This window comes from Rhizobium sp. AB2/73, from assembly GCF_020871915.1.
Taxonomy (GTDB): Bacteria; Pseudomonadota; Alphaproteobacteria; order Rhizobiales; family Rhizobiaceae; genus Rhizobium; species Rhizobium dioscoreae.
Window position 1 is genome coordinate 628,695 of record NZ_CP067071.1, and the last position, 24,989, is coordinate 653,683.

The 24,989-nt window shown below is 59.7% G+C and carries 25 protein-coding genes and 2 pseudogenes; 16 read left to right on the forward strand and 11 right to left on the reverse strand.

Annotated elements, in window-relative coordinates; all coding sequences use genetic code 11:
• Positions 1 to 176 precede the first annotated feature (176 nt).
• From I8E17_RS03180 to I8E17_RS03200, 5 genes and pseudogenes are all read left to right on the forward strand, one after another.
• Positions 177 to 671: pseudogene (locus I8E17_RS03180) on the forward strand (VOC family protein); the annotation flags it as partial.
• A 135-nt stretch (positions 672 to 806) separates the two neighbouring features.
• Entirely contained in the window at positions 807 to 1,253 is a 447-nt protein-coding gene (locus I8E17_RS03185; protein WP_162750996.1) for a transposase, read from the forward strand.
• Positions 1,246 to 1,599, forward strand: coding sequence for an IS66 family insertion sequence element accessory protein TnpB (gene tnpB, locus I8E17_RS03190; protein WP_113367575.1), 354 nt, complete (start codon positions 1,246 to 1,248; stop codon positions 1,597 to 1,599). Before I8E17_RS03185 ends, tnpB begins: the two co-directional genes overlap by 8 nt.
• A gap of 69 nt (positions 1,600 to 1,668) precedes the next feature.
• Complete coding sequence (locus tag I8E17_RS03195; RefSeq protein ID WP_113367574.1) at positions 1,669 to 3,267, forward strand: IS66 family transposase; 1,599 nt, start codon at positions 1,669 to 1,671, stop codon at positions 3,265 to 3,267.
• A gap of 99 nt (positions 3,268 to 3,366) precedes the next feature.
• A pseudogene (locus I8E17_RS03200) lies at positions 3,367 to 3,636 on the forward strand (VOC family protein); the annotation flags it as partial.
• 382 nt (positions 3,637 to 4,018) lie between these two features.
• Here I8E17_RS03200 and I8E17_RS03205 read toward each other — a convergent pair.
• Positions 4,019 to 5,530 (reverse strand): helicase HerA-like C-terminal domain-containing protein, encoded by a 1,512-nt coding sequence (locus I8E17_RS03205; RefSeq protein ID WP_069616024.1) that lies wholly within the window; start codon positions 5,528 to 5,530, stop codon positions 4,019 to 4,021.
• 429 nt (positions 5,531 to 5,959) lie between these two features.
• On the opposite strand from I8E17_RS03205, the gene I8E17_RS03210 reads away from it, so the two are divergent.
• On the forward strand, positions 5,960 to 6,355 hold the full coding sequence (locus I8E17_RS03210) for a hypothetical protein (RefSeq protein WP_069616025.1): 396 nt from the start codon (positions 5,960 to 5,962) through the stop codon (positions 6,353 to 6,355).
• A gap of 161 nt (positions 6,356 to 6,516) precedes the next feature.
• Entirely contained in the window at positions 6,517 to 7,872 is a 1,356-nt protein-coding gene (locus tag I8E17_RS03215; protein ID WP_113366336.1) for a metallophosphoesterase, read from the forward strand.
• A gap of 31 nt (positions 7,873 to 7,903) precedes the next feature.
• On the opposite strand, the gene zwf is transcribed toward I8E17_RS03215, so the two are convergent.
• The 3 genes from zwf to I8E17_RS03230 form a co-directional block, all read right to left on the reverse strand.
• On the reverse strand, positions 7,904 to 9,424 hold the full coding sequence (zwf, locus tag I8E17_RS03220; protein WP_069616027.1) for a glucose-6-phosphate dehydrogenase: 1,521 nt from the start codon (positions 9,422 to 9,424) through the stop codon (positions 7,904 to 7,906).
• Between the two features lie 276 nt (positions 9,425 to 9,700).
• Entirely contained in the window at positions 9,701 to 10,471 is a 771-nt protein-coding gene (gene tam, locus I8E17_RS03225) for a trans-aconitate 2-methyltransferase (protein ID WP_069616028.1), read from the reverse strand.
• Positions 10,472 to 10,528: 57 nt separating this feature from the next.
• Entirely contained in the window at positions 10,529 to 11,569 is a 1,041-nt protein-coding gene (locus I8E17_RS03230; RefSeq protein ID WP_069616029.1) for a zinc-dependent alcohol dehydrogenase family protein, read from the reverse strand.
• Between the two features lie 308 nt (positions 11,570 to 11,877).
• On the opposite strand from I8E17_RS03230, the gene I8E17_RS03235 reads away from it, so the two are divergent.
• Positions 11,878 to 12,765 (forward strand): branched-chain amino acid aminotransferase, encoded by an 888-nt coding sequence (locus tag I8E17_RS03235; protein WP_069616031.1) that lies wholly within the window; start codon positions 11,878 to 11,880, stop codon positions 12,763 to 12,765.
• A 28-nt stretch (positions 12,766 to 12,793) separates the two neighbouring features.
• Here the strand turns inward: I8E17_RS03235 and I8E17_RS03240 are convergent, their stop codons facing one another.
• The 4 genes from I8E17_RS03240 to I8E17_RS03255 all read right to left on the reverse strand — a co-directional run bounded on the left by I8E17_RS03240 (position 12,794) and on the right by I8E17_RS03255 (position 16,294).
• The gene (locus tag I8E17_RS03240; protein ID WP_069616032.1) at positions 12,794 to 13,333 is read right to left on the reverse strand and encodes a GNAT family N-acetyltransferase; all 540 of its coding nucleotides are present in this window, start codon (positions 13,331 to 13,333) and stop codon (positions 12,794 to 12,796) included.
• 127 nt (positions 13,334 to 13,460) lie between these two features.
• Entirely contained in the window at positions 13,461 to 14,690 is a 1,230-nt protein-coding gene (locus tag I8E17_RS03245) for an MFS transporter (protein ID WP_069616033.1), read from the reverse strand.
• Entirely contained in the window at positions 14,687 to 15,373 is a 687-nt protein-coding gene (locus I8E17_RS03250; protein WP_069616034.1) for a YbhB/YbcL family Raf kinase inhibitor-like protein, read from the reverse strand. The genes I8E17_RS03245 and I8E17_RS03250 overlap by 4 nt, the downstream gene beginning before the upstream one ends.
• A gap of 105 nt (positions 15,374 to 15,478) precedes the next feature.
• Positions 15,479 to 16,294: a helix-turn-helix domain-containing protein gene (locus I8E17_RS03255; RefSeq protein WP_069616035.1), complete on the reverse strand. Its 816-nt coding sequence runs from the start codon at positions 16,292 to 16,294 to the stop codon at positions 15,479 to 15,481.
• Between the two features lie 176 nt (positions 16,295 to 16,470).
• On the opposite strand from I8E17_RS03255, the gene I8E17_RS03260 reads away from it, so the two are divergent.
• The gene (locus I8E17_RS03260) at positions 16,471 to 16,815 is read left to right on the forward strand and encodes a nuclear transport factor 2 family protein (protein WP_069616036.1); all 345 of its coding nucleotides are present in this window, start codon (positions 16,471 to 16,473) and stop codon (positions 16,813 to 16,815) included.
• A gap of 4 nt (positions 16,816 to 16,819) precedes the next feature.
• Here the strand turns inward: I8E17_RS03260 and I8E17_RS03265 are convergent, their stop codons facing one another.
• Positions 16,820 to 17,476 carry an aspartate/glutamate racemase family protein gene (locus tag I8E17_RS03265; protein WP_229002069.1) on the reverse strand — a complete coding sequence of 219 codons (657 nt, stop codon included), beginning with the start codon at positions 17,474 to 17,476 and terminating at the stop codon, positions 16,820 to 16,822.
• 264 nt (positions 17,477 to 17,740) lie between these two features.
• Between I8E17_RS03265 and I8E17_RS03270 the strand changes: the two genes are divergently transcribed.
• From I8E17_RS03270 to I8E17_RS03280, 3 genes are all read left to right on the forward strand, one after another.
• Positions 17,741 to 18,343, forward strand: coding sequence for a superoxide dismutase (locus tag I8E17_RS03270; RefSeq protein WP_015339177.1), 603 nt, complete (start codon positions 17,741 to 17,743; stop codon positions 18,341 to 18,343).
• Between the two features lie 125 nt (positions 18,344 to 18,468).
• On the forward strand, positions 18,469 to 19,317 hold the full coding sequence (locus I8E17_RS03275) for a metallophosphoesterase (RefSeq protein WP_069616037.1): 849 nt from the start codon (positions 18,469 to 18,471) through the stop codon (positions 19,315 to 19,317).
• Between the two features lie 82 nt (positions 19,318 to 19,399).
• Positions 19,400 to 19,906, forward strand: a complete 507-nt coding sequence (locus tag I8E17_RS03280; protein WP_069616038.1) for an anthrone oxygenase family protein — start codon at positions 19,400 to 19,402, stop codon at positions 19,904 to 19,906.
• Positions 19,907 to 19,936: 30 nt separating this feature from the next.
• Here the strand turns inward: I8E17_RS03280 and I8E17_RS03285 are convergent, their stop codons facing one another.
• Complete coding sequence (locus tag I8E17_RS03285; RefSeq protein ID WP_219510990.1) at positions 19,937 to 20,833, reverse strand: AraC family transcriptional regulator; 897 nt, start codon at positions 20,831 to 20,833, stop codon at positions 19,937 to 19,939.
• A 161-nt stretch (positions 20,834 to 20,994) separates the two neighbouring features.
• On the opposite strand from I8E17_RS03285, the gene I8E17_RS03290 reads away from it, so the two are divergent.
• A complete protein-coding gene (locus tag I8E17_RS03290) occupies positions 20,995 to 21,777 on the forward strand; it encodes an SDR family oxidoreductase (protein ID WP_069616040.1) in 783 nt (260 codons plus the stop codon).
• Positions 21,778 to 21,811: 34 nt separating this feature from the next.
• Here I8E17_RS03290 and I8E17_RS03295 read toward each other — a convergent pair whose 3' ends face one another.
• Positions 21,812 to 22,513 carry a YafY family protein gene (locus I8E17_RS03295; RefSeq protein WP_069616041.1) on the reverse strand — a complete coding sequence of 234 codons (702 nt, stop codon included), beginning with the start codon at positions 22,511 to 22,513 and terminating at the stop codon, positions 21,812 to 21,814.
• Between the two features lie 129 nt (positions 22,514 to 22,642).
• On the opposite strand from I8E17_RS03295, the gene I8E17_RS03300 reads away from it, so the two are divergent.
• The 3 genes from I8E17_RS03300 (at position 22,643) to I8E17_RS03310 (ending at position 24,988) form a co-directional block, all read left to right on the forward strand.
• A complete protein-coding gene (locus tag I8E17_RS03300) occupies positions 22,643 to 23,278 on the forward strand; it encodes a LysE family translocator (RefSeq protein ID WP_069616042.1) in 636 nt (211 codons plus the stop codon).
• Between the two features lie 163 nt (positions 23,279 to 23,441).
• Complete coding sequence (locus I8E17_RS03305; RefSeq protein ID WP_069616043.1) at positions 23,442 to 23,885, forward strand: cytochrome c; 444 nt, start codon at positions 23,442 to 23,444, stop codon at positions 23,883 to 23,885.
• A gap of 188 nt (positions 23,886 to 24,073) precedes the next feature.
• A complete protein-coding gene (locus I8E17_RS03310; RefSeq protein ID WP_069616044.1) occupies positions 24,074 to 24,988 on the forward strand; it encodes a cytochrome c in 915 nt (304 codons plus the stop codon).
• Position 24,989 lies beyond the last annotated feature (1 nt).

Genomic DNA, 24,989 nt, shown 5'->3' on the forward strand with positions numbered 1-24,989 from the left:
GTCGAATTATTATGCCTTGCGCCTAGTTAAGACCTGGAGCCTGCTCGCCGGGGAACGACGGATCAACCGATTGACCATCGTTCGGCCGTCACTTTCATCGGCCATGATGTGCTTGCGCCGACATCAGGCTCAGGATGAGACGGATGACCGCAACAATCACGATAGGGAGCGATGTTATGGCTGAGAAGGGATATTTTGTCTGGTACGAGCTGATGACGACGGACATGAAGGCGGCGGAAGCCTTCTATACCAAGGTCGTCGGCTGGGATGCGGCGGATGCCGGCATGCCTGATGTCGGCATGGACTATACGCTGTTCAGCGCCGGTGCGGGCCCTGTTGCCGGTTTAATGATCCTGCCTGACGAGGCAAAGGCCATGGGCACGCCGCCGTGCTGGACCGGCTATATCGGCGTTGCCAATGTCGATGAAGCCACCAACACCGTTGTCGCCAAGGGCGGCAAGACCTATCGCGAGCCCACGGATATTCCAGGCGTCGGCCGGTTCTCCGTCGTCTCCGATCCCTATGGCGCTGCCTTCTGCCTGTTCACCCCGCTGCCGGGCCAGGATTGGGAGCCGCCTGCGCCTGCGACACCGGGCTATTTCGGCTGGCACGAGCTCTATTCCAACGACGGCCCGAAGGCCTTCGATTTCTATAGCGAGATGTTCGGCTGGGAGCTGAGCTCCGATTTCGTAAACGCTCATTTCTAAGCACCTTCATTGGTTGAATGGAGTGGTGCAAAGGGTGTCCACCGACTGAAAGGGTGGACACCGATGGGAACTATGGGAGCGAATGGAGACAAACCGCACGTGCTGTTTGTCGACCGGCAAGGCAACCATCACTACGATCGTGCATGGAAGAAGCAGGTTGTTGCTTGCGCCCTTGAGCCCGGCGCATCGCTGTCGCGCGTTGCCATTGATCACGGGATAAATACGAACCTTGTGCGCAAATGGGTGCGTAAGCACAAGGCAGCGGAAATGGAAGCCTTGTCACCATCGCCACCTTTGGCGTCGGCTTTTATTCCGGTTCGCATCGAGCCTGCTACAAGTGGCGTCATACCTGGACATAATAGTGCTCACGCGCTGGATTTGGCTGCGAGCAATCCTGGCGCGATGCAGCTGGCATCTGCGAAGGTGGCGTCACTCTCTTCTGTCACCAAGCTGAATGTGACTTTGCCCAACGGTGTGACGTTATCGCTGGAATGCGATGATGTACGGACATTAACAGCCGTCATCGGAGCGGTTAGGGATGTTTAAGTTTGCCTCTGACGTTCAGGTCTATCTGCACCGTGATCCCATCGACTTCCGGGGCGGGATCAACAGCCTTGCAGTCCTTGTCCAGGAGGAGATGGAACTCGACCCGTTCACGCCAGCGATCTTTGCATTTTGCAACCGGCGTCGGGACCGAATGAAGATTTTGTTCTTCGATCGATCCGGCTTTGTGCTCATATTGAAGCGATTGACCGACGACAAATTCCGCTGGCCACAGCGTCAGGAAACAATAGTGCAGCTTACGACGGAACAATTACACTGGTTACTTGACGGTATCGATATCGATGCGATGGTTCGCCATCCGGTACGGCAATATAGAATTGCTGGTTGATGCGAATATCGTAACAAAATCTGAATTCATTTATTGACGCCGTTGGTCGCGTTCGATTCAAGCATTGGGATGAATCGAACCGACAACCCCACTGTTGAAGAACTGATGGCGCAGATAGCTGCGCTGCAAGCGGAGAACCAGAAGCTCTCCGAACGTGTCTTCAAACTTGAGGAAGAATTGGCCCTGGCGCGACTGCACCGTTTTGCTCCGCGTAGTGAGAAGGGTGTTGATCGCGTCTTCAACGAAGCCGAACAGGCTGCCCTTGAGGCAGATGCGGACGAAGACCTCGCCGATACCGATGATGTGGACACCGCTGAATTGCCAGAGACGGGATTGCCGGACACCGAGGCGGGGCAAGGCAAAAAGCGCGGACGTAAACCGCTTCCTTCAAACCTGCCACGCGAACGTGTCGAATACGACCTCCCCGACGATCAGAAGATTTGTCCATGTTGCAGTCGCCGGCTGCATCGCATGGGTGAACTGGTCACCGAGCAGCTTCACATCGAGGTGAAGGCCAAGGTCTTGCAGAATGCGCGTGCCAAATATGCGTGCCGAAACTGCGACCGTACCGGCATCAAAACACCGATCGTTATTGCCCCGATGCCTGCGCAACCTTTGCCGGGCAGCATCGCCACGGCTTCGACGCTGGCCTTCGCGCTCGTTCACAAGTTTGTTGACGGCACACCGCTCTATCGGTTGAGCAAGGCCTTCGAACGGGCTGGCGTTCCCGTTAGTCGTGGGGCTCTCGGACATTGGGTGATCGGTTCCAGCGAGAAGCATCTGCATCGGATCTATGACGCGCTAAAACTGCGGCTCAGATCCCATTCCCTCATCCACGGCGACGAGACCACGGTTCAGGTGCTGAAGGAAAAGGACAAGACTCCCACCAGCATATCCTACATGTGGGCGTATCGCAGCAGCCAGGATAGTGACGAACCGATCGTGCTGCTCGATTATCAGCCCGGTCGAGGGCAGCAATATCCGCAAGCCTTCCTTGGAGATTATCGCGGTATATTGGTGAGCGACGGTTATGCGGCCTGGCGCACCTTGAAAGGTGCCACCCATATCGGGTGCATGGCTCATTCACGGCGGCGCTTTGTCGAGGCGCTGCGAGCCAGAAAGAAAGGCGGGGGACCACCGGAACAGGCGCTGAAATTCTTCGAGCAACTTTACCGGATTGAAAAACAGGCTCGCGAGGAAAAGCCAAATGATGGTGAAACGCAGGCTGACTGTATTCGTCGCTTTCGTCAACAGCACAGCATTCCCGTCCTGAATGCCCTCAAGGAATGGCTCGACAAGATTGCCCCGAAGGTTTTGCCGGAAAGCAAGCTTGAGGATGCGGTCTCGTATACGCGGAACCAGTGGGAATACCTGATCCGCTACACCCAAGATGGCAACATGCCGATCGACAACAACCTTTTGGAACGAGACATCAGAATCTTTGCAACGGGAAGAAAATCCTGGCTCTTTAGCGATACCGTAGACGGAGCAAAGGCCAGTGCCGTCATCTATAGTCTGATGTTGACCTGCCGCGCATGCCGCATCGAACCCCTTGCGTGGCTGCGACACGTCCTCGCGGAACTGCCCCAGCGGCGTCCCGACGACAATATTGACGACCTGCTCCCCTTCAACTTCCCCAAGCGCTCGAGTGTTGAAGCCGCCGTCTGATTCGCGACGATCCAACCTCAAATCATAAAGTAATCGGCAATCCCCAGGCCGAAGACCGCAAAATCGCCTCTTAATAACCCCCGAAATTAGCGCTTACCCGATTTCGACATGGGGCCGATGGGCAAATACAAGATCTTCAAGATCGGCGATCGAGACTTCGGCGGCATCATGACCAAGCCGGCGGAAATGCCGATGGCGGCCTGGAATTTCTACATCAACGTTCCGGCGATCGACGCCGCGATCGCCCGCATCACGGAGGGCGGCGGCAGGATCGCCAACGGCCCGATGGAAGTGCCCGGCGGCAGCTGGATCGTCCAGGCAACCGATCCGCAGGGCGCGTTCTTCTCGCTGGTCGCGCCGGTGCGCTGATCTTTACCTCCCCTTGAGGGAAGTAGCACCTCCCCTTGAGGGGGAGGCCGCCGCAAGCGGCGGGTGGGGGCGATATTCGGAACTGGAAAGGTCGCCGCGGATCACCCCACCCCAGAGCTTCGCTCCGACCCTCCCCCTCAAGGGGAGGGCTATCGCATATGAGCGGAGATCGCCGCTGTCCCCCTTCTCCCCAGCGGGGAGAAGGTGCCGCCAGGCGGATGAGGGGGGGGGGCCGCCAAGACCACAAAAATCCATGAATTCAAATCGATAACCCCCTCATCCGACCCTTCGGGCCACCTTCTCCCCGCTGGGGAGAAGGAGCTTATGGTGCTCGTCCGCCTCCATATGCGATACCCCTGCCCCTCAAGGGGAGGGTAATCTTCTACCGCTTCAGGCTGCCAAGAATACCGCGCACCAGCGCCCGTCCGACTTGCGTTGCCACCGTGCGCGCCATGCTTTTCATCGTCGCTTCCAGGATCGTCTCGCGCTGATAGCCCGAACGGCGACCGGCTGGCTTGCTGCTGTCGCCGCCGAAGCCCGGCAGCGTCCAGCCATCGCCGGCACTGTCGTTCTGCGGTGCGGCCGCCTTGCGCGCACGCTCCGTCAGGATCTCATAGGCTGATTCGCGGTCGATCGTCTGGTCATAGACGCCTGCAACCGGACTGCCGTTGATGATGGCTTGACGCTCGCCATCCGTGACGGGGCCGATACGGCCGGATGGCGGGCGGATCAGCGTGCGCTCGACGACGGACGGCGCCCCCTTGCCCTCCAGCATCGACACGAGCGCCTCGCCCGTGCCGAGCGTGGTGATGACGGTGGCGCAATCGAAGGCCGGATTGGGCCGGAAGGTCGAGGCCGCCGTCTGCACGGCCTTCTGCTCGCGCGGCGTATAAGCGCGAAGCGCATGCTGCACGCGATTGCCGAGCTGTGCCAGCACCGTCTCCGGGACGTCGAGCGGGTTCTGCGTCACGAAATAGACGCCGACGCCCTTTGAGCGGATCAATCGCACCACTTGCTCCACGCGTTCGATCAACACCTTCGGCGCGTCGTTGAAGAGCAGGTGGGCCTCGTCGAAGAAGAAGACCAGCTTCGGCTTTTCCGGATCGCCGACTTCGGGCAGTTCCTCGAACAGCTCGGAGAGCAGCCACAGCAGGAAGGTGGCATAGAGGCGCGGGTTCATCATCAGCTTGTCTGCTGCCAGCACCGATACCTGCCCGTAGCCGTCATTGCTGATCCGCATGATGTCGGAGATTTTGAGCGCCGGCTCGCCGAAGAAGTTTTCCGCGCCCTGCTGTTCCAGAACAAGCATGGCCCGCTGGATCGAACCGACTGACGATTTCGATATCAGGCCGTATTTCGTCGAAAGCTCGCTGGCATTCTCGCCCATATAGTTCAGCAGCGCTTGCAGGTCCTTGAGGTCGAGCAGTGCCAGGCCGTTCTCATCGGCGATCTTGAAGGCGATGTTGAGCACGCCCTCCTGCGCCTCGGACGCATCCATCAAGCGTGCCAGCAGCAGCGGCCCCATCTCGGCGATGGTGGTGCGCACCCGATGGCCCTTTTCGCCATAGAGGTCCCAGAAGATCACCGGGAACTGGTCGAACTCATAGGGCGACAGGTTGATTTCCTCGGCGCGTTTCAGCAGGAAGTCCTTCGGCTCGCCCTTGGCGGCGATACCTGAAAGATCGCCCTTGATGTCGGCACAGAAGACGGGCACGCCGGCCTTGGAAAATCCTTCCGCCAGCACCTGCAGCGTCACCGTCTTGCCAGTGCCGGTGGCGCCCGTGACGAGGCCGTGACGGTTGCCGAATTTTAGCGTCAGGAACTCGTCCTTGTTGATGCTGTCATCCGGATTGCGGCTCGCGCCCACGAAAATCTGTCCATCCTGCTGCGGCATGGTGTCGTCTCCTTAAAGCACGTCCAGCAAAAGTGCGAAGCGGTTTTGCGTCCGGAACTGCATAAAAACAAAAAGATAGAGCGTTTTCGCGATTCGAAGAAAAGCGGAAATGCTCCAGAGCATGCTGCCGAAAAATGTCACCGGTTTTCAGACGACATCACGCTCTACCTATATGATTCTAGAACCGGATGATTTCGGATCGATTGGATCCGAAATCATCCGGTTCTAGGGCGGCGGCACAGCAGCTTCAGAAAGCTGCAAGGGCCATTCATCGATTTGCCCTGACACTGTTATAAGAACTCGCGCGAAGAGGGACAACCATTCGCGTCGAGGTTCCGCTTCTGGTAGAATGATAGCCGCGGGGGCGTCTTGTGCCGGTTGCCGCATTCAGTTACGTTGACGTTAACGTTATAAAGGCAGGAGGCCACAGTGAACGAAGTTATTGATCAGATCGCGACCAAAGCCGGCATCGCTCCCGATCTCGCGGAAAAGGCCGTCGGCATGATTCTCGGCTTCCTGCAGCGCGAAGCTCCGGATGGCCCCGTCACCAAGATGATCGAATCCATCCCGGGCGCCTCCGATCTCGTTGCACAATATAACGGCGAGGAAACGGGTGGCGGCGGCCTGATCGGCGGCTTGCTTAGCGCAGTCGGCGGTGGCGGCGGCCTGATGGCGCTCGGCCAGCAGCTGATGAGCAGCGGTCTCAGCATGGGTGAAATCGGCTCGCTCGCCAAGGAAACGATTGCAACGGCTCGCCAGCACGCCGGCGACGAGGTTGTCGACCAAGTCGTCAATTCCGTCCCGGGCCTGCACCAGTTCATTTGAGGCTGAAGAAGCGTTCTCCTGATGACGAGAGAGCCGACTGGCCGATAGCCATCGGTTTCATCCGTTGACTTCATGGGTACGTTCCGCAGTTTAAGCATTGATTACTTCGATCTCGGCCTTCGCCCTTGGGCGAGGGCCGTCGTTTTTGAGGAGGCAGATTCGTGCCAGACAGCCCTATCCCGGCCCTTATGCCAAGCAGGTCCGGTCACCAGTTCGTCCTCTATGGTGATGCCTGTTCCGGTATCCCTGGCGCCCTTCATGAAAGCACTTTCGCCAGCGTCAATCAGATCCTGCGCAGGCTCGATCCGCACCCGGAATTCATTCTGTTTCCGGGAGACGAGATCATCGGGCTAACCGCCGATCCGGATGCGTTGCGGGCGCAATGGCGGCATTGGCTTGATCATGAGATGGCATGGCTCGATCGCCGTCAAACGCAGCTTTGGCATACGACAGGCAACCACACGACCTATGACGAGATGAGCGAGCGGATTTTCCGCGAAGTCCTTCAGCTGCCCGAAAACGGGCCGGAAGGGCAGGAGGGATTATCCTACTGGGTTCGTCGCGATGATCTGCTGCTGGTGTTCGTACATACGTTGTGGACGGGGTTGGGTGGCGAAGGGCACGTCGAGACGGAATGGCTGGAAGCGACGCTGAAGGCGCATTCCGATGCCAGGCATAAGATCGTGCTGGGTCATCACCCTGTTTTCCCCGTCAACGGCTATTCCGGTACATACCAGCGGGAGATCGGTCACGAATATGCGAAGCCGTTCTGGGATATTCTCGTGGACGCCGATGTCCTGGCTTATGTCTGCAGCCATATGCTGGTTTTCGACATTCAAGTTCATCGCGGCGTCCTGCAGCTTTGCACTGCGGGAGCAGGGACGGCGCACCGCATGCCGGAAGGCGTGGAATATCTCCATTGCGTTCAGGCCGCATTGGATGCGGACGGATTCCGCTATCAGGTGCTCGACACCGACGGCATCGTTCGCGAGCGGCTGCAATGGCCGTTCAAATCAGCCAAGACCTTGCGACATCTATCGCCAGGATTGAATGAAGCCGATTTTGGCGGTCTCAAGGGCGATGATTATATCGTTCACCTCCGGATATCTGGATGCTTGACGGACGAGGCGCATGCCTCGGCGCAAACGCTATTTTCTGCTTTCGGACCCGGAGAGATCGCCCCCGTATGGCTGGGCTTGCGTGGCCCCCGGCAGACATTGACTTTGGTTCTTGGCCGCGATCCAGGCCGCAGTCCGCATTATTGGTTCGGGCCTGATCTCGCTCCGGGCCGACCATTCGATATAGATATCGCCCTGCACGCCGGCATGGGCCCCGGTGGCATGCTCTTTCGTATGCCGACCGACCACGGGTGGAGCTCGCTCAAGGGTGCATCGGCAACCGGTCTCGAGCGCAGCATATGGCCTGAACGATGGGCTATGGGCCATGGCCAAGGCGGAGTTGCGGACCGTCCCTTCATGGGCAAGGATCTGGCCATCCAGATTGCGGCGTCGGCATGAGCGCCTCCGCCACCCAGACCAGCGGGCAATCCTACACCTTCCTACCCTTCGGCGTCCCGTCGATCTCATGCCATTTGCGGCCGTCGCGTTCGATGAGTTCGTCGGCGCAGGCCGGGCCGGTGCTGCCGGGGGCGTAAGGATCGGGTTTGCCGCCCTCTGCCCAGAGATCGAGGAAGGGCTGCACGGCCGCCCAGCCGGCTTCGATGCCGTCGGCACGCTGGAAGAGCGTCTGGTCGCCGACGAAGAGTTCGTAGAACAGGCTTTCATAGCCGGTCTGCTTGCCGATATCGAAACTGTCGGCATAGCGGAAATCGAGCGAAACCGGCGCGGTTTTCAGCACCAGCCCCGGCGATTTGATCGAGATTTCCATGTCGAGGCCCTCGTCGGGCTGCACCTGAATGATGAGCCTGTTCGGCGGCAGCTCGGGACGCGACTCGTGGCGCGGGAACTGGGCGAAGGGCACCGGCCGGAAGGTGATGACCACTTCCGTATCCCGTGCCTTCATCGCCTTGCCCGTGCGCAGGTAGAAGGGCACGCCCGCCCAGCGCCATGTATCAACGAAGAGCTTCAGCGCCACGAAGGTTTCGGTGTTGCTGTCGGGCGCGACATCGGGTGTCTGGGTAAAGGCCGGCAGATCCCTGCCGGCAATCGGGCCGGCCGTATAGGCGCCGCGCACGCCGTTCTTGACTGCCTCCTCCCGCGAATAGACGCGCAGCGCCTTCAGCACCTTGCCCTTCTCATTGCGGATGGATTCGGCATCGAAGCTGTTCGGCGGTTCCATCGCCACCATCGCCAGCAGCTGGAAAAGATGGTTCGGCACCATGTCGCGAAGCGCGCCGGTCGCATCGTAGAATTTGCCGCGCGTGCCGACATCCACAAGCTCTGCCGCCGTGATCTGCACGTGGTCGATATAATTGTTGTTCCATAGCGCCTCGATCATCATGTTGGCGAAGCGCGTCGTCATGATGTTCTGCACCGTTTCCTTTCCGAGGAAATGGTCGATGCGATAGATCTGGCTTTCGGACACATGGTTCAGCAGCCGCGCATTCAAAGCCTGTGCCGAGGCAAGGTCATGGCCGAAGGGCTTTTCGATCGCAATACGACGGAAGGCACCGGTCGCCTCGTTCATCAGCCCGTTTTCGGAGAGTTTCTCGGCGATATCGCCGAAGAAGCGCGGCGGCACGGCGAAATAGAAGGCTGCATTGGCGGTCGGCGCATGCGAGAGATAATCCGAAATTTCCTTGTAGACGCCGTTCTGGGTGAAATCGCCGGAGATGTAGCTAATGCGCTTGCGCAGGCTCTGCCATGCCGCCTGCCGCTCAGCATCGTCCATGTCGCCCGAGGTCTTCAGAAATGATTCCAGACGATCCAGCAGCATGTCGACGCCGCCGGTCTCGATGCCGATGCCGAGAATATGCAGGTCTTCGCCGACGAGCCCGCTGCGGGTCATGTTGATCAGCGTCGGGATCAGCAGGCGCCGCGTAAGGTCGCCGGCAGCACCGAAGATTACGAATGTTAGCGGCGGAGCCGGTGCGACGTCCGGGGTGGTCATGCGCGCATCTCCTTCTGGCGGCCATATTCGGGGCTTCTGGACGACATCGACTATCTCCTCGGAGCTATTGCTGTTTCAGCTTTGGCTGTGGGTGTTCTACTGCATAATTCCGCAAATCGGAATCGATTTAAGGATAAAATTATGCAGCAGATTTAAACTGTTACAGCGGCCTTTGCGCGCCACATGTGGCGCGCGGCGCTGTAGCGCGGGCCGATGCCGGTTGTCGATGGGATCGACGCACCGCCGTCAGTCGGCATTTCGCGGCTGATAAATATCCTATTTCTTCACCGCGACCAGGAAGAGCCGCGGAAAGCGCAACAGCACCTTGCCGTCGACAAGCGGCGGATAGGCCTGCTCGATATGCTTCAGATATTCGGCGGTGAAGGCATCGCGATGCTCGGCGCCGGCATGGTCGAGATAGGGGCGCAGGCCCGTGCCCTTCACCCATTCGACAATGGCTGCCGCGTTTTCCAGCGCATGATTATAGTTCGTGTGCCAGATATCGACCCGGGCCGACTTGCCGATCAGCCTGTTGTAATAGACCGAGGGCGTGGGCAGGGGATTGCGGCGTACGCTCTTCTTCGCAAAGGCCTCGCTCCAAGGACCATTCTTGGCCGTTTCCTCCATCATCAGATGGCTCTGTTCGGTGAGGTTGTCGGGCATTTGCACGGCAAGAACGCCGCCAGGCTTCAGCCCGTCCATCAGGTGGTCGAGAATGTCGAGATGATTGGGCAACCACTGAAACACGGCATTGGCAAAGAGCAGGTCGACGGGTTTTTCCGGCCGCCACGTGGCAAGATCGGCCTTGATGAAACTCGTGCCGGGCATGCGCTTGCGGGCGGCCTCCAGCATATTGTCGTCGCTATCGAGGCCGGAGACGCCGGCAATGCCATAGCGCTCGACGATTAGCTCGGTCGAATTGCCCGGGCCGCAACCAAGGTCGATCGCCCGCTCGACATGCTGCAGCGGCACCTGTGCCAGCAGGTCACGCGCCGGGCGCGTGCGTTCATCTTCGAATTTTACATATTGGCCGGCAGACCATGCCATAAGCCTATCCTCTTCCTGGATTACCGTTTCCCCCGATGCGCATAGCACCGGGATATATCAGAACCGTGTAATGACGCTGATGCCCTTACCCTCGGCCTTATCGAGCGTCATCAGTGCCGGAACGGCCTCTTCCAGGCTGATCCTGCGGCCGATGAGCTTCTGCGGCGTGATCTTGCCGGCGGCGAGCATGTCGAGCATGGCATCGTAGCGCCAGGCCTGCATGCCATGGCTGCCGTAGATTTCCAGCTCATGGCCGATGACCTGCGCCATCGGGATCTGCGGCGTCGCATGGGCGCCGAGCATGAGGCCGACCTGCACATGCCGGCCGCGCCGGCGCAGGTTCTTGATGGAGTTGAAGCAGGTGGTGGGGTGGCCGAGCGCGTCGATCGAGACATGGGCGCCGCCCTTGGTGATCTCGCGCACCGCCTCGGCTACATCGGTGACCTCAGCCGCATTGATCGTCGCGACCGCGCCACATTCGCGGGCAAAGGCGAGCTTTTCGTCGGAAATGTCGACGGCGATGGCATTGGCGCCGAGCGCGCTGGCGATCATGATCGCCGACAGCCCGACGCCGCCGCAGCCATGGACGGCGATCCATTCGCCGGGGCGCGTCTTGGCCTGATCGGCAACGGCACGGAAGGAGGTGGCGAAACGGCAGCCGAGGCTTGCCGCCGTCGCGTCATCGACAGATTCTGGCAGGTGCACGAGATTGGTGTCGGCATAGTCGATCGCGACATATTCGGCAAAGGAACCCCAATGGGTAAAGCCTGGCTGGAATTGGCTGGGGCAGACCTGCTGGTTTCCGGAGTGACACTCGACGCAGCGGCCGCAGCCGGAGACGAAGGGAACGGTGACGCGATCGCCGACCTTGAAACGGACGACGCCGCGTCCGGTTGCCACGACCTTGCCGGCGAGCTCGTGGCCCGGCACATGCGGCAGCTTGATATCTGGATCATGACCCATCCAGCCATGCCAGTCGCTGCGGCAAAGGCCGGTCGCGCCGACGGCGATGACCACGCTATCCTCACCGGGCGTCGGGTCGGGCAGGGTGCGGATTTCGGGTGTTGCCTCGAAGGCCTCGTAATACATCGCTTTCATGGGAGTTCTCCCTCTCTCCTGACGATCCCTATGGTTCATCACTTTTGCTGATGGACCCATTCGTCAAGCTGTTGTTTCGACGCATGAAAATTGCGTTATGAATGCGATATCAAGCGCTTTGTTGCAAATGGATTTTGCCGCGCAGTTTCTGCTTGACCCGCGGGTTGCACGGTTATTTGCTCTCCGCCACCCGGAGCAATTCCAGCAAAAGTACGAAGCCGTTTTGTGCCCGGAATTGCGAGAAAACAAAGAGGTAGAGCGGTTCAGAGATCCCGTGAGCTGAACTGTTTTAGGAGAGGAAAACCCCCATGTCCGTCGATACGTCGCCCCGCACCGCCACCTGGACCTATGTCGAAGGAGAATGGCTTTCCGGCAATCCGCCGCTGATTGGGCCGACCTCGCACGCCATGTGGCTCGGCTCGACCGTGTTCGATGGCGCCCGCTGGTTCGATGGCATCGCGCCCGATCTCGATCTCCATTGCCAGCGCATCAATCGCTCGGCCGTGGCCATGGGGCTGAAGCCGGTCAAGACCTCGCAGGAGATCGAAGCGCTCGCCTGGGAAGGCATCAAAAGATTCGACGGCAAGACTCCGATCTACATCAAGCCCATGTATTGGGGCGAGCACGGCTCGCCGGGCAGCGTCGTCGCCGTCGATGCGGAATCGACGCGCTTCGCCCTCTGCCTGTTCGAGGCGCCGCTCGGCGGCACCGGCGGCATCACGCTGACTGTCTCGCCCTTCCGCCGCCCGTCGCCGGAAACGGCGATGACCGACGCCAAGGCCGGCTCGCTCTATCCGAATAGCGGCCGCATGATCCTGGAGGCGAGGGGCCGCGGCTTCAACAATGCGCTGGTGCGCGACATGAACGGCAATGTCGTCGAGACGGCATCCTCCAACGTCTTCATGGTTAAGGACGGTATCGTCTATACGCCCGTCGCAAATCGTACTTTCCTTGCCGGCATCACCCGCGCCCGCGTCATAGGTCTGCTGCGACGGGATGGCTTCGACGTGCGCGAGGAAACCCTGTCCGTCGAGCAGTTCATGACCGCCGACGAGATCTTCACGACAGGCAACTATTCCAAGGTCGTCAGCGTCAATCGTCTCGATGATCGCGAATTCCAGGAAGGACCGGTCGCCCGCAAGGCACTGGACCTCTATATGGATTGGGCACACGGCCGTAGCGCTGGCGAAGAGTGAGCCGCTATCATCGGCCGAGGCAATGGGTTCACTGCCTCGTAAGCTCAGCCTCGAAGGTAGCTCTCGTCATGCTGTACGAAGCAAAGGGCTCATCGTGATAGGTGGTCTCGCGCGGCTGCGAGAGGCCGAGCTTTTGCGCAACGCGAATGGACGCCGCATTTCCAGGAGCGATATCGGCAATCACGCGATCGAGTTCGAGCGTCTGGAAGGCATGGGCAAGAACGGGCCTTGCCGCTTCCGTCGCGTAGCCCTTGCTCCAGGCAAGCCTGTTCAGCCGCCATCCGATCTCGATGTCAGGCCCGATGGCGTCGGCAGGTATCAGTAATATCCAGCCGAGGAATTGCTTGAGATTCTCTTTGGCGCGGATCGACCAATATCCCAAACCATCGCCGAAATTCGCCTCGATCCGGCTTTTTACGAAGGTTCGGTGCGCATCCACGTCCTGCCACGGACCTGGGATGAAGCGCGTTACTTCCGGGTCGCGATCCATGGCGATGCAGTCGTCAAGGTCGGCCATGGTGCGAGGGATGAGGATCAGTCGCTCGGTTTCAAAGTTTGGAAGCGTCATAGCGGATATCCACAACTGCCAATGGTGAAAAGAGTACCGAAAGCGCATCCGAGTTCAACACGGCTTGGGTAGAATCGCGGCGATCAGGCCGCGATTCCGATCTCGAATATCCTCTATCGAAGGCAGATTATTCCACTTCCTTCTTCGGGCTGACCCGCCAGCAATAGATCGCGCCGATCGCCAGCAGCACGCAGGTTCCGAGGAACACGGCGCGCATGCCGATATGGCCGCCGACGAAGCCGCCCAGGACTGGGCCTGCCACCTGACCGACATATTGCGAGGAGATGGAGAGCCCGAGGATGCTGCCCGTGGCCGCATCGGGAACATTGTGCCTGATAACGGCGGTGATGCAGGGCAGAAGGCCGCCGAGCGCCACGCCCATCAGGAAACGCAGGCCTATCAACTGCCAGGCCGAGGTCACGAAAGCCTGCGGTATCAGCAGCAGCGCCGCAACAGCAAGCGCCGCCATGATGACGCTCCAGTAGCCGATGCGGTCGGCGAGCTTGCCGAGCCACGAGGACGACAGGATGCTGCCCAGCGCAGCGGCCGCCATGACGACACCCGAGACCATCGTCACATTGGCGTCCGTGACGAACTGCGCGACATAGACTGTGATGATCGGCTCGATCGACATATTGGCGAGCATCAGCAAGAGGCCGAGCGACAGCATGGCGACGACGGGGCGTTTGTCCGGAATCGAAGCCCAGCTGCCACTGGCCTTTGCCGCTTTCTTGCGCGCCGTTGATTTTTCCTCCTTGATCAGGAAGGTCGTCGCCAGGAAGGTCAGGAAGATCACGCCGCCGGCCAGCAGGAAGGTTCCGCGAATACCGATAATCGGCGGCAGCGCGCCGCCGATCAGCGGTCCGACGAGGTTGCCGGCCATGATGCCGGCGGACAGCGTGCCCAGCGCCCATGCCGAGCGATGCTTCGGCGTTTGCGCTGCCACCAGCACCATCGAACCCGAGGCATAGCCACCGGCAAGACCGGTGAAGAGGCGCAGCGCCACCAGCTGCCAGACATTGCCGGCCATGCCCATCAGCGAGATGGCGACCGTCATGCCAAGGCTTGCGCGGATCAGCATCAGCTTGCGGCCATAGATGTCGCCCAACCGTCCCCAGAGCGGCGCGACGAAGGCGGCGGCAAAGAAGGTGGCGCCATAGGCGATGCCGGACCATTGCACGATCGCGGCTTTGTCGCTGACGCCGAGTTCCTCGACATAGAGCGGCAGGAAGGGGAGCAGCAACGTCATCGCCACGATCGTCGTGAACGAGCCGACGAGGCAGATGATCAGGTTCCGCATCCAATGCGCGGTTTCCGGCTCGGCCGGTGCGGCTGCATCCCATCTCGTCTCAGTCATTTCTCAGCCTTTGCATTCAATGTATAAAACAGTTCCTTGCTGCCCGATGCCAGGATATGGCCTTTCGCGGCGGCAAGCAGATCGGCGCGGGTGAAGAGATCCGGCAGGTTCAGCCGGTCGACATCGAGCGCATAGACGGTGACGTGATAGCTGTGGACCCGCTCGTCATTCCAGGGCGGGCAAGCGCCCATATAACCGCCATGTGGCCCATCCTTCAAATTGCCGCCGCCAGCACCATTCTGGCCGCGGCGTCCATAGGCCGTGCGTTCGAGCGGCAGCCCTTTGGCTGAAGGGCCGTTTCCGTCCGCGCCTTCGGCAAGACTGGTGCGCGATGCGGGAATATCGGCCAGCACCCAGTGAACGAATTCCATCCGCTTGAAATTCTTCGGAATGGTTTTGTCCGCTCTGTTGAACAGCGAGAAATCGGTGGGCACGTCAGGGTCGACCATCGTCAGCGCATAGGATCGCGTGCCCTTCGGCCCGTTCAACCAGGAAACGGCAAGGCTCTTGTTGGGACCGGGTGCCGACTTGTCTGAAGATGTCGAAATGCAGGAGGCGTTTTCCGGCTGCAGCATCCGGTCATTGCTCTTCGGAAACGTCACCTTGAGATCGGCCGATAGGGCTGGGGTGGCGACAGCTACGGCGATGACGATGGTGTTCAGAACTTTGAGCATGATTTTCATGATGTTGCCCTTTCGCGGTTCGCTCCAGTGAGCTTCGAGGGCAGGTCTAACAAATTCGTGCCGAGCGGTTGCGCGCGCAAACGCTCAAAATGCGGTCGGAAACGCTCACGCGCTGCGAAGTCGATCGGCAAAGCGTCGGGGCGAGCGATAGCCCGTCGCAAGCGCGGCTTCCCGCAGCGACAGCCCGTCCTCGGCGAGGAGGGTCGTGGCCAACGCCACGCGCTCGCTTGCCAGTACCTCTCGCAGGGAGGCGCCCTCGCGCGACAGGCGGCGGCGTAGCGTGGCGTTGCTGGTGCCGAGCTCTGCGGCGATGAGGTCGGCTGTCCAGGCTCGGTCCGGTTGCCAGCGCACCAGCGCCCGCACCGCCTCGGCTGTGGTCTCCGGCGAACCGGGCAGGGCACCGCGCATGCCGAGCACCATGAGAATTTCGAGAAGCCGGTGCTCGATCAAAGGGATCGGCATATTGCCGCCGGCGATGCCTTCGCCAGCATGGTTGATCGCGGCAGCCAGCAGCGGATCGAGCGGCAAGTCTATCTGCGATGCGATCTGCGCAGGCGGAAAGGCTTTTGCTGCACGGCGCGTCAATTCCTCCGGGAAGGTGATGAAGATTGCACGATAGACGCCGGTCTGCGGATCGGGGTCGTTGACCACGTCGCCGCTCCAGCCGGCCGGCAGCACGAGCACCGTACCGGCCGCAAAATGCCGCTGCCGTCCCATGCTGACGATTTCCTTGGAACCTTCGAGGATGGCGACGATTGAAACCTGTGAAAAGGCCGAGCCGGCAATGCGCTCGCGTTCGCGCGTGACGAAGGTGAAAAGTGTGGAATAGCTGCCGACGCCGGTCGGTTCGACCGCCGGACGATTGTCCTTTGCCGCCAGGCGGCGCAGCTTTTCCAACATGGGGTGATGAGCCTCGGACACTGCGATGGCTTTCTGCTGATTGGGGTATCGAGGAGTTTGGACCACGCGGGCGGCAATGCCAAGTCCGCAAAGCGCCTTGTCGGTTCGCCCGGCTGATGTTATAAACTGATTGCGTTATGCAATCAGTTTATGGTTGGCGGAGCAAAAGCCCCATTAATGCAAGGAGGAGGCAGATTATGAACTCTCTCGAAAATGCCCGTTGCGATACGGTCAAGCGGCTGTTTGCAGCCTATGTCGCGCAGCATCCCGATATCGTCGATCCGATGCTGACGCCGGATTTCACCTTTTCCAGCCCGCGGGACGATCACATCGACCGAAAACGCTATTTCCAGCACTGCTGGCCGAAGGAAAAGGTCTTTCGCGACATTCATATCGAACATCTTGTGCCCGATGGCGATGATGTGATCGTCGGCTATCGTGCCGAGAAGACGGATGGCGGCAGCTTTCGCAATGTCGAAGTGATCCGCTTCGCCGGCGACCGCATCGCCGAAGTGACGGTCTATTTCGGACGGAATTTGTAGCGCTTCAGCCCTCTGTAGTCTTCGCCATTGCCACGGCAAGTGCGGCCGCCGGACCGGTCATAGGTTTCTGGCAGTTTGCTGGAAGAAGATGAACTGCATCGGTCATCGAAGCCTGAGCGAAAGCGATCGTAACAGCGCCTTCGCCGCTGGCCGCTTTTACGGCATCAGCAATCGAGGTGAGATAGGCCGACAGATCGCCCGCCCGGAAGTAGGCCCATGCGCCCGGCACCAGCCGAACCTCGATTTCAGCACCCGTCGCCTCAGCCGCCGCTTCGAAAAGTGCGGTCGTCGGGGCGATGGTCGTTTCCACGGTGCACAGCACGATAACCTTGCCGCCTGCCTGGACCGCTTGCTCGGCCAGCATCGCATCAGCCCGGATGATCGGTGCCTCGGCACCGGCAGCGACCTTCGACGCCGCCGGGCCGAGTGTCGAGCAGTTGAGCACGACGGCATCGGCATCCTCCGCCAGATGCCAGAGAACCGCTGCCGTTTCGGCAGAGATCTCATCCGTCAGGCGCCCCACTTTTTCGGCAGAAAGAAGAAGATCGGCGCGTACGTGGTGACGCAGCATGCCGTCAGGCAGCCCGAGTGCCTTCGCCGCCGTTTCATAGACGGCGATGTTGCTTTCGGCTGTGTGCAAACAGGCGATCGTCACCGACATTCCTCATCACCGAATGAGATCCGCAAACCTAGCCTCGGCAATCTGCCTTGTCGACATTTCAGTGCAGCACCTCGCCCTGTATTCGGGCGTCGGAATATGCATCAAGGTTCATTTCTAAGTCTATGCTATACCTGATTGAAAAATAGGGCAATTTTGCTCCGGTACCCAACTTTTTTGGCATGTCGCCGGTTGCTCTTCCAGGCGACGGCTCCTATGTTCCGCTTCACCTGCCGACGCAATTTTTTGCCAAGAGGAGATATGACCATGGCTTTCGAATTGCCTGAACTTCCCTATGATTACGATGCACTTTCGCCCTTCATGTCGCGTGAGACGCTCGAATATCACCACGACAAGCACCACAAGGCCTATGTCGACAACGGCAACAAGCTCGCTGCTGAAGCAGGTCTTGCCGATCTCTCGCTCGAAGAAATCGTGAAGAAGTCGTTCGGCACCAATGCAGGCCTCTTCAACAATGCAGCCCAGCACTACAACCATATCCATTTCTGGAAGTGGATGAAGAAGGGCGGCGGCGGCAACAAGCTGCCGGGCAAGCTCGAAGCGGCTTTTGCCTCCGATCTCGGCGGCTACGACAAGTTCAAGGCCGATTTTGCCGCTGCCGGCGCCACTCAGTTCGGCTCCGGCTGGGCATGGGTTTCCGTCAAGAACGGCAAGCTCGAAATCTCCAAGACCCCGAACGGTGAAAACCCGCTCGTTCATGGCGCCGACCCGATCCTCGGCGTCGACGTCTGGGAACACTCCTACTACATCGATTACCGCAACCTGCGTCCGAAGTACCTCGAAGCCTTCATCGACAGCCTGATCAACTGGGACTACGTCCTGGAGCGCTACGAAGCCGCTACCAAGTAAGGTTCGCCGCATAGGCTGGCTTTCGCACCCGGCGTCGTCCTAGCGTCGGGTGTTTTCTTATGAGCGGCCTTGTTGATATATCTGTGTGCCGCATGACGGCTCAGGAGATTGCCACAGGAGGCTGAATGCCATCAGCGCCGCTTTTCCGCTTCGGTGTCATCGCCGATCCGCAATATGCCGATCTCGCGCCCAATCTCACCCTCAATCGCTATCCGGCGAAGAGCCTCGACAAGCTTCGGGAGGCCATTGAGGAGTTCAATCGGCATGATCTCGCCTTCGTGGTGACCCTCGGCGATATTATCGATCGTGAATGGAAGAGCTTCGACGCCATTCTGCCTGTCTACGAAGCCTTGCGTCATCGCAAGCACTTCCTCCTCGGCAATCACGATTTCGCCGTTGCATCGGAACATCTCGGCACGGTGCCGGCACGCGTGGGCATGCCGTCCGCCTACTATGATTTCGGCCATTCCGGCTATCGCTTCATCGCGCTCGACGGCAATGAAATCAGCGTCTTTGCCCCGCCGGAAGGCGATCCTCGACGGCAGGAGGCAAAGAACATGATGCGGGTGCTGGAAAGCACCGGCGCGCTCAATGGCCAGCGATGGAACGGAGCGATAGGCGACACGCAATATGACTGGCTTGTTGCAAAGCTCAGGGAAGCAAAGGCCGCGGGCGAGAAGGTCATCGTCATGAACCACTATCCGATCTTCCCGGATAATGCCCATAACGCCCTGAACAGCGACCGCTTGCTGGCGCTTCTGGCGGAGCACGAGCATGTCGTCGCCTACCTCAATGGCCACAATCACGCCGGCAACTTCGGAGTGTCGGGTGGCACATACTTCATCAACTTTAAGGGCATGGTCGATACCGAAGATACGAGCGCCTATGCGATCGTCGCCGTCCACAATGATCGGCTGGAGGTCATGGGCTTCGGACGCGAGGATAGCCGGGTGCTGGCGCTGCCGGGCGCTTGATGAATCCCTTGGATGATTTGACACGGGGAACGATCCGCACCGTTGAAAGTTTAGGAACCGGGGCTGCTGTGAGGCGGAGCCGATGTTTCCGGTATTGCAAATACTGACAATCATGGTCGTGGCGGTTGCCATGGCATTGGCGCTGGCACATCTGCTGGAGCTGCCGGGCAAAATGCGACTGTCGAAAAAAGACTATATGACGGTTCAGCGGATTTATTATCCCGGATTCACGATCGGCGGAGTTGCCGAGCCGATCGGCACTCTTTTGCTTCTGCTTCTCCTGTTCCTGACGCCAGCCAACGTTATTGCGTTCTGGCTGTTTGCCGCGGCTTTTGCTGCCATGGCTGCCATGCATGCAGTCTTTTGGTTGCTGATACAGCCCGTAAACAATTTCTGGCTCAAGGATGCCGAGCTGAAAGGGTTGGGCGCAGGCTTCTTTTCCCACGTTTCAGTCGGCGGTCATCGGATCGAGGCTGATGCCGAGGCGGACTGGACTATGCTGCGTGATCTCTGGGAATGGTCGCATGCCGCGCGAGCGGTTTTGGGATTACTGGCTTTTATTCTGTTGGTGACCGCGATTGCTCTTTAGTGGCGCGCAAAAGCGAGAGTTGACCTGTTATTATTCCGCCGCCATCCGCATCTCGGTCACGTCCCTTTTCGGCGGCGTGCCGAACATACGGGTATATTCGCGACTGAATTGCGAGGCGCTTTCATAGCCGACCCGGTAGGCTGCCGTCTCGACATTGGCGTGGCCGGCGACCATCAGGCGGCGGGCTTCGAGCAGGCGCATCTGCTTCTGGTACTGCAGCGGCGTCATCGAGGTGAGCGTCTTGAAATGCTGGTGGAAGGAGGAGGGGCTCATGCGTGCGACAGCGGCCAGCTGCTCGATGCGCACCTGCTCCGTGAAATTGTCGCGCAACAGGCGGATGGCGTCCGCAATGCGCCGTGTCTGGCCATCGGGCAGCACCAGCTTGCAGACCTCGCCGCCATTCGGGCCGGTGAGCATCCAGAAGCAGATTTCGCGCATGATCGCCGGATAAAGCACCGGAATGGCACTCGGGTTCGACAGCAGTCGGGTCAATCGTACCAGGCAATCGGCAAGCTCATCGCCGAGATTCTCGACGAAGATGCCAAGCTGCGTGCCGCCTGCGGGTTTCGGCGGCTTGTCGAGCTGCTCCATCACCTCACGCATCATGCCCGCGTCGAATTCGAGGGAGATGGCGATATAGGGTTTTTCGACACTTGCCTGGATCACTCTGCCTGCTGCGGGCAGCTCGATGCTGATGATGAGCGCCTGCATCTCGGCATAATCGATCACCCTTTCATTGAGCACCAATTGCTTCGCACCCTGCAGAATGACGCAGAGTGCCGGTCGGTAGATCATCGCATGCGGCATTTTCGGCTCGGTCGAGCGCATGATCAGCAGGCCATCGATGCCCGTGGGAAAGACGCCATTGTCGCCGCCGTCATTGGCTTCGATAAATTGTGTGATCGCATCTTTAAGGGCTGAGGACATTGGTGGTCTCCGGGGCAAGTGCCACTGCGGCATCATAGCAGCGGGGCAGCAGCGAACAAGGTAGTTGGAGGAATAGGCAAGAAATTCGAGAGTTCCGGCATTCAGCGAAATGGCTCTGCGGGCGTAGTTTCCGGCCACCAAATATTCCCTGGAGAACGGCAATGACGACCGAAAATACCGATAAATCAAACACAAAGATTGGGATCATCACCGGCGGCAGCCGCGGCCTCGGTCGCAATGCCGCCATTCATCTCGCCAGGCGCGGTGTCGATAGCATCCTGACCTATAACGCAAATAAGGCAGAAGCCGTTAACGCCGTTGCCGAGATCGAAGCGCTCGGTCAAAAGGCTGTTGCCTTGCGGCTCGACACCGGTGACGTTGCATCCTTCGACGCTTTCGTTGCCGAAGTTGGCCGCGTGCTGCAGCAGCGTTGGGGCCGCGATCGTTTCGATTTCCTCGTCAATAATGCCGGCACGTCCTATCACGCCTCCATCGCCGAAACGACGGAAGCCGAGTTCGACAAGCTCTATAATGTTCATCTCAAGGGCGTCTTCTTCCTGACGCAGAAGCTGCTGCCGCACATCAACGACGGCGGCCGTATCGTCAATATTTCCTCCGGCCTTGCTCGTGTCAGCTATCCGGGCTCGTCGGCCTATGCGGCGATGAAGGGTGCGGTCGAGGTACTGACACGCTATTTTGCCAAGGAGCTCGGCCCGCGCGGCATCACGGTCAACACGGTGGCGCCGGGCGCGATCCAGACAGATTTCAGCGGCGGCATGGTTCGCGACAATCCCGAGGTCAACAGGATGGTCGCTTCCATGACAGCACTCGGCCGGGCAGGCCTGCCTGACGATATCGGCCCGATGATCGCCTCGCTGCTGTCGGACGACAATCGCTGGGTCAACGGGCAGCGCATCGAGGCCTCGGGTGGCATGGTCCTCTAATTCGGAACGTTAGATCTGTGGGATCTGCAGCACCTCAGCCGGCAGCGGTTGGGGTGTTTATCTGCCAGCCGTTCACCCAGATCTGCCTGAGGCCATCGCCTTCGCCCTTGAACCACAATCCGGTCGCCTCACAGCTTTCGATCCGATCGCTGCGGAAGTTGCGGATCGCCTGGCGCAGCTCGCACCAGGCGACGATGTTGGCGGTCTCCGAATAATAGATGAGGGCGATCGGCCGGATGATGCGTTCAGTGGCGCGGCCAAGCTCGTCGCGATAGGCAAGGTCGAGCTTTTCCTCGTCGCGAATGGCGCGGCGCACCAGCGAGAGATCGACCGTTGAGGCGGAAGGTGCGGCAAAGCCCCAGGCATGCAGCGCATTGGCGTCGAGCGTCTGGCGCAGCGGTGGTGGAACGGCGCCGGCAATTTTCGCGGTGACGCGCTTGGCTGCCTGCTTCAGCTCGGCATCGCCGGTGCGCTCCAAAAGCGCCAGCGACAGCACGATCGCTTCCATTTCCTCGATCGAAAACATCAGCGGCGGCAGGTCGAAGCCGGGCCGCAGGATATAGCCGATGCCCCGCTCGCCCTCGATCGGCACGCGCATCGCCTGAAGTGCCGCGATATCGCGATAGACCGAGCGAACCGTCACCTCCAGCCGGGCGGCGATATCGGCCCCCGTCACCGGCCGCTTGGCCAGCCGCAGGATCTGAATGATTTCGAACAGGCGCGATGCCTTGCGCATTTCATTACCCTCAAAATGAAGGCTACTGACAACACCCCGTCAGTTGGCTCAATTTATAAGACTGCCTATTAGCTTGAAAATCAACCATTTCCTCTCTTGTCTCCATGGAGAGGGCGATAGGCAACTGACATGGGTTACGCAGAAAATCTCTGGCTCTTCTTCATCCTTCTCTTAGGGATCATCATCGTGCCGGGCATGGACATGCTGTTCGTGCTCGCCAATTCGCTGACCGGCGGCAGCAATCGCGGCCTTGCCGCGACAGGCGGCATCATGCTCGGCGGTGCGGTGCATTCATTGAACGGTGCCGTCGGCATTGGCTTGCTGATGCATTTCGTGCCCGTTCTCTTCAATCCGCTGCTGATTGCTGGTGGCGCCTATATGGCCTTCATCGGCTACACGCTGATGCGCAGTTCCATCACCGTGGGAGGCGAGGGGCCGGCCGGTAGCCGCTCCGCCTGGAAAGCCTTCCGGCAGGGAGCGGTGACTTGCCTCATCAATCCCAAGGCCTATCTCTTCATCTTTGCCGTCTATCCGCAGTTCCTGAAGCCGGATTACGGGCCGATGTGGATACAGGCCGTCATCATGGGAGCCATGACCATCGCAACGCAATTTGCCGTCTATGGCGGACTTGCCATCACCGCCGGGCGCAGCCGCGAGCTGCTGGTCGCCAATCCCAGAGCAACCGCCTTTGCGGGCCGCATAGCCGGGCTGCTGCTTGTCGCAGTTTCTGTGTTTACGGTCTGGGAGGGCCTGAAATTGGCGTGAGGGCTGATGCGGCGAATGCGTGTGTCTATTGCATGACACTGATTTCACTGAACTCTCACCATTTTGTGACTTCATTGCCGGAAAGGAAACCGGCAAACATATCGCCGTAATCATGCGCCGGCCGCATGCGCGGTCTTGAACACCCGAGAGGTAGGAGAACGAAATGAAGTGGAAAGCGATTGTGATGGCGACGGCTTTGGCCGGCATCGCACTGGGTTCGGTCGTCGCAGCCGATGGCACGCATGACTCCCGCATCGGGATGATGAAGAAGATCGGCGGCGCCACCGGAGCTCTCGGCGCGATCGCCAAGGGGGACAAGCCCTATGACGCCGATATCGTCAAGGCATCGCTGACGACGATCGCCGAAACCGCCAAGGCCTTCCCGGATCAGTTCAACCCGCAGAGCGACAAGACCGATCCCGAGGTCAATCCGAAGATCTGGGACAATCTCGATGACTTCAAGGCGCATGCCGCCAAGCTTTCGACCGATGCCGAGACGGCGCTCGCCCAGCTTCCTGCCGACAAGGCGGGCGTCGGCGCGACGCTGAAGACCCTCGGCGCCAGCTGCGGCGCCTGTCATCAGGCCTACCGCATCAAGAAGGACTAAGCGGTAGGTCGGCTTCATCCACAGCAATTCCCGGAAAAGCGCAGAGCGGTTTTCCGTCCGGAATTGTGTAAAGGCAAAAGCCTAGAGCCTTTTCACATTTCGAAGAAAAGTGGCAAGGCTCTTAAAATCGATTTTGGCATCCGCACCGGTTCTGCCCGTGCGGAGCATTTGGCTTTACTGGGGGTAGCATGATGGCGCGGTTTATTCGATGGTTGCTTTGCCTTTTCGGCGTGATCATCCTTGGCTGTGGCGCCGTCTATGTCATCACCGCGCCGTCGTCTCTGCCGGCAAGCCATTGGGCCAATCTCGGTGATCCCGACGTCAAGAACGGTCAGATCGTCTTCTGGGCGGGCGGCTGCACGAGCTGTCATGCGGCTCCGAGCGCTCAGGGCGACGCCAAACTGGTGCTTTCAGGCGGTCTGGCACTGACGAGTCCCTTCGGCACCTTCCATGTGCCGAATATTTCGCCGGATGAGAAAGCCGGGCTCGGCAGCTGGACGCTTGCCGATTTCGGCAATGCCATGAAGCGCGGCGTCGGTAAAAACGGCGAGCACCTCTATCCGTCCTTTCCCTACGGCTCCTATACGCGCATGAGCGACAAGGACATCAACGATCTCTGGGCCTTCCTGAAGACGCTGCCGAAGAGCGACAATGTCGCCCCGCCGCACGAGCTGCCCTTTCCCTTCAACATCCGGCTGGCGCTGGGCGGCTGGAAGTTCCTCTATCTCAACGACCAGCCGCGTATCGTGCTCGCCAGTGCCGACGAGAAGGTCAAGCGCGGGCAATATCTTGTGGAAGGGCCAGGCCATTGTGGCGAATGCCACACGCCGCGCGACAGCCTCGGCGGCTTCGTAAGCGGCCAATGGCTGGCGGGTGCGCCCAATCCGGAAGGCAAGGGGCAGATCCCCGATATCACGCCCGGCTCGAAGGCCATAGGCAGCTGGAGCGCCGGCGACATCGCCAACTACCTTGAAACCGGCTTCACCCCGGACTACGACTCCGCAGGCGGCTCGATGGCCGAAGTTCAGCAGAATATCGCCCATCTGCCGGCAACCGACCGGGAGGCGATCGCAGCCTACCTGAAGGCGCTGCCGGCGAAGTAAA

Bases quoted from the DNA above. Each gene is read 5' to 3' on its own strand.
- tnpB (WP_113367575.1), top strand. From the start codon at position 1,246: ATGTTTAAGTTTGCCTCTGACGTTCAGGTCTATCTGCACCGTGATCCC.
- I8E17_RS03195 (WP_113367574.1), top strand. From the start codon at position 1,669: ATGAATCGAACCGACAACCCCACTGTTGAAGAACTGATGGCGCAGATA.
- I8E17_RS03205 (WP_069616024.1), bottom strand. From the start codon at position 5,530: ATGCCGCAGCAGGATGGACAGATTTTCGTGGGCGCGAGCCGCAATCCG.
- zwf (WP_069616027.1), bottom strand. From the start codon at position 9,424: ATGACCACCCCGGACGTCGCACCGGCTCCGCCGCTAACATTCGTAATC.
- tam (WP_069616028.1), bottom strand. From the start codon at position 10,471: ATGGCATGGTCTGCCGGCCAATATGTAAAATTCGAAGATGAACGCACG.
- I8E17_RS03230 (WP_069616029.1), bottom strand. From the start codon at position 11,569: ATGAAAGCGATGTATTACGAGGCCTTCGAGGCAACACCCGAAATCCGC.
- I8E17_RS03235 (WP_069616031.1), top strand. From the start codon at position 11,878: ATGTCCGTCGATACGTCGCCCCGCACCGCCACCTGGACCTATGTCGAA.
- I8E17_RS03240 (WP_069616032.1), bottom strand. From the start codon at position 13,333: ATGACGCTTCCAAACTTTGAAACCGAGCGACTGATCCTCATCCCTCGC.
- I8E17_RS03245 (WP_069616033.1), bottom strand. From the start codon at position 14,690: ATGACTGAGACGAGATGGGATGCAGCCGCACCGGCCGAGCCGGAAACC.
- I8E17_RS03250 (WP_069616034.1), bottom strand. From the start codon at position 15,373: ATGAAAATCATGCTCAAAGTTCTGAACACCATCGTCATCGCCGTAGCT.
- I8E17_RS03260 (WP_069616036.1), top strand. From the start codon at position 16,471: ATGAACTCTCTCGAAAATGCCCGTTGCGATACGGTCAAGCGGCTGTTT.
- I8E17_RS03265 (WP_229002069.1), bottom strand. From the start codon at position 17,476: ATGTCGGTGACGATCGCCTGTTTGCACACAGCCGAAAGCAACATCGCC.
- I8E17_RS03270 (WP_015339177.1), top strand. From the start codon at position 17,741: ATGGCTTTCGAATTGCCTGAACTTCCCTATGATTACGATGCACTTTCG.
- I8E17_RS03275 (WP_069616037.1), top strand. From the start codon at position 18,469: ATGCCATCAGCGCCGCTTTTCCGCTTCGGTGTCATCGCCGATCCGCAA.
- I8E17_RS03280 (WP_069616038.1), top strand. From the start codon at position 19,400: ATGTTTCCGGTATTGCAAATACTGACAATCATGGTCGTGGCGGTTGCC.
- I8E17_RS03285 (WP_219510990.1), bottom strand. From the start codon at position 20,833: ATGTCCTCAGCCCTTAAAGATGCGATCACACAATTTATCGAAGCCAAT.
- I8E17_RS03290 (WP_069616040.1), top strand. From the start codon at position 20,995: ATGACGACCGAAAATACCGATAAATCAAACACAAAGATTGGGATCATC.
- I8E17_RS03295 (WP_069616041.1), bottom strand. From the start codon at position 22,513: ATGCGCAAGGCATCGCGCCTGTTCGAAATCATTCAGATCCTGCGGCTG.
- I8E17_RS03300 (WP_069616042.1), top strand. From the start codon at position 22,643: ATGGGTTACGCAGAAAATCTCTGGCTCTTCTTCATCCTTCTCTTAGGG.
- I8E17_RS03305 (WP_069616043.1), top strand. From the start codon at position 23,442: ATGAAGTGGAAAGCGATTGTGATGGCGACGGCTTTGGCCGGCATCGCA.
- I8E17_RS03310 (WP_069616044.1), top strand. From the start codon at position 24,074: ATGATGGCGCGGTTTATTCGATGGTTGCTTTGCCTTTTCGGCGTGATC.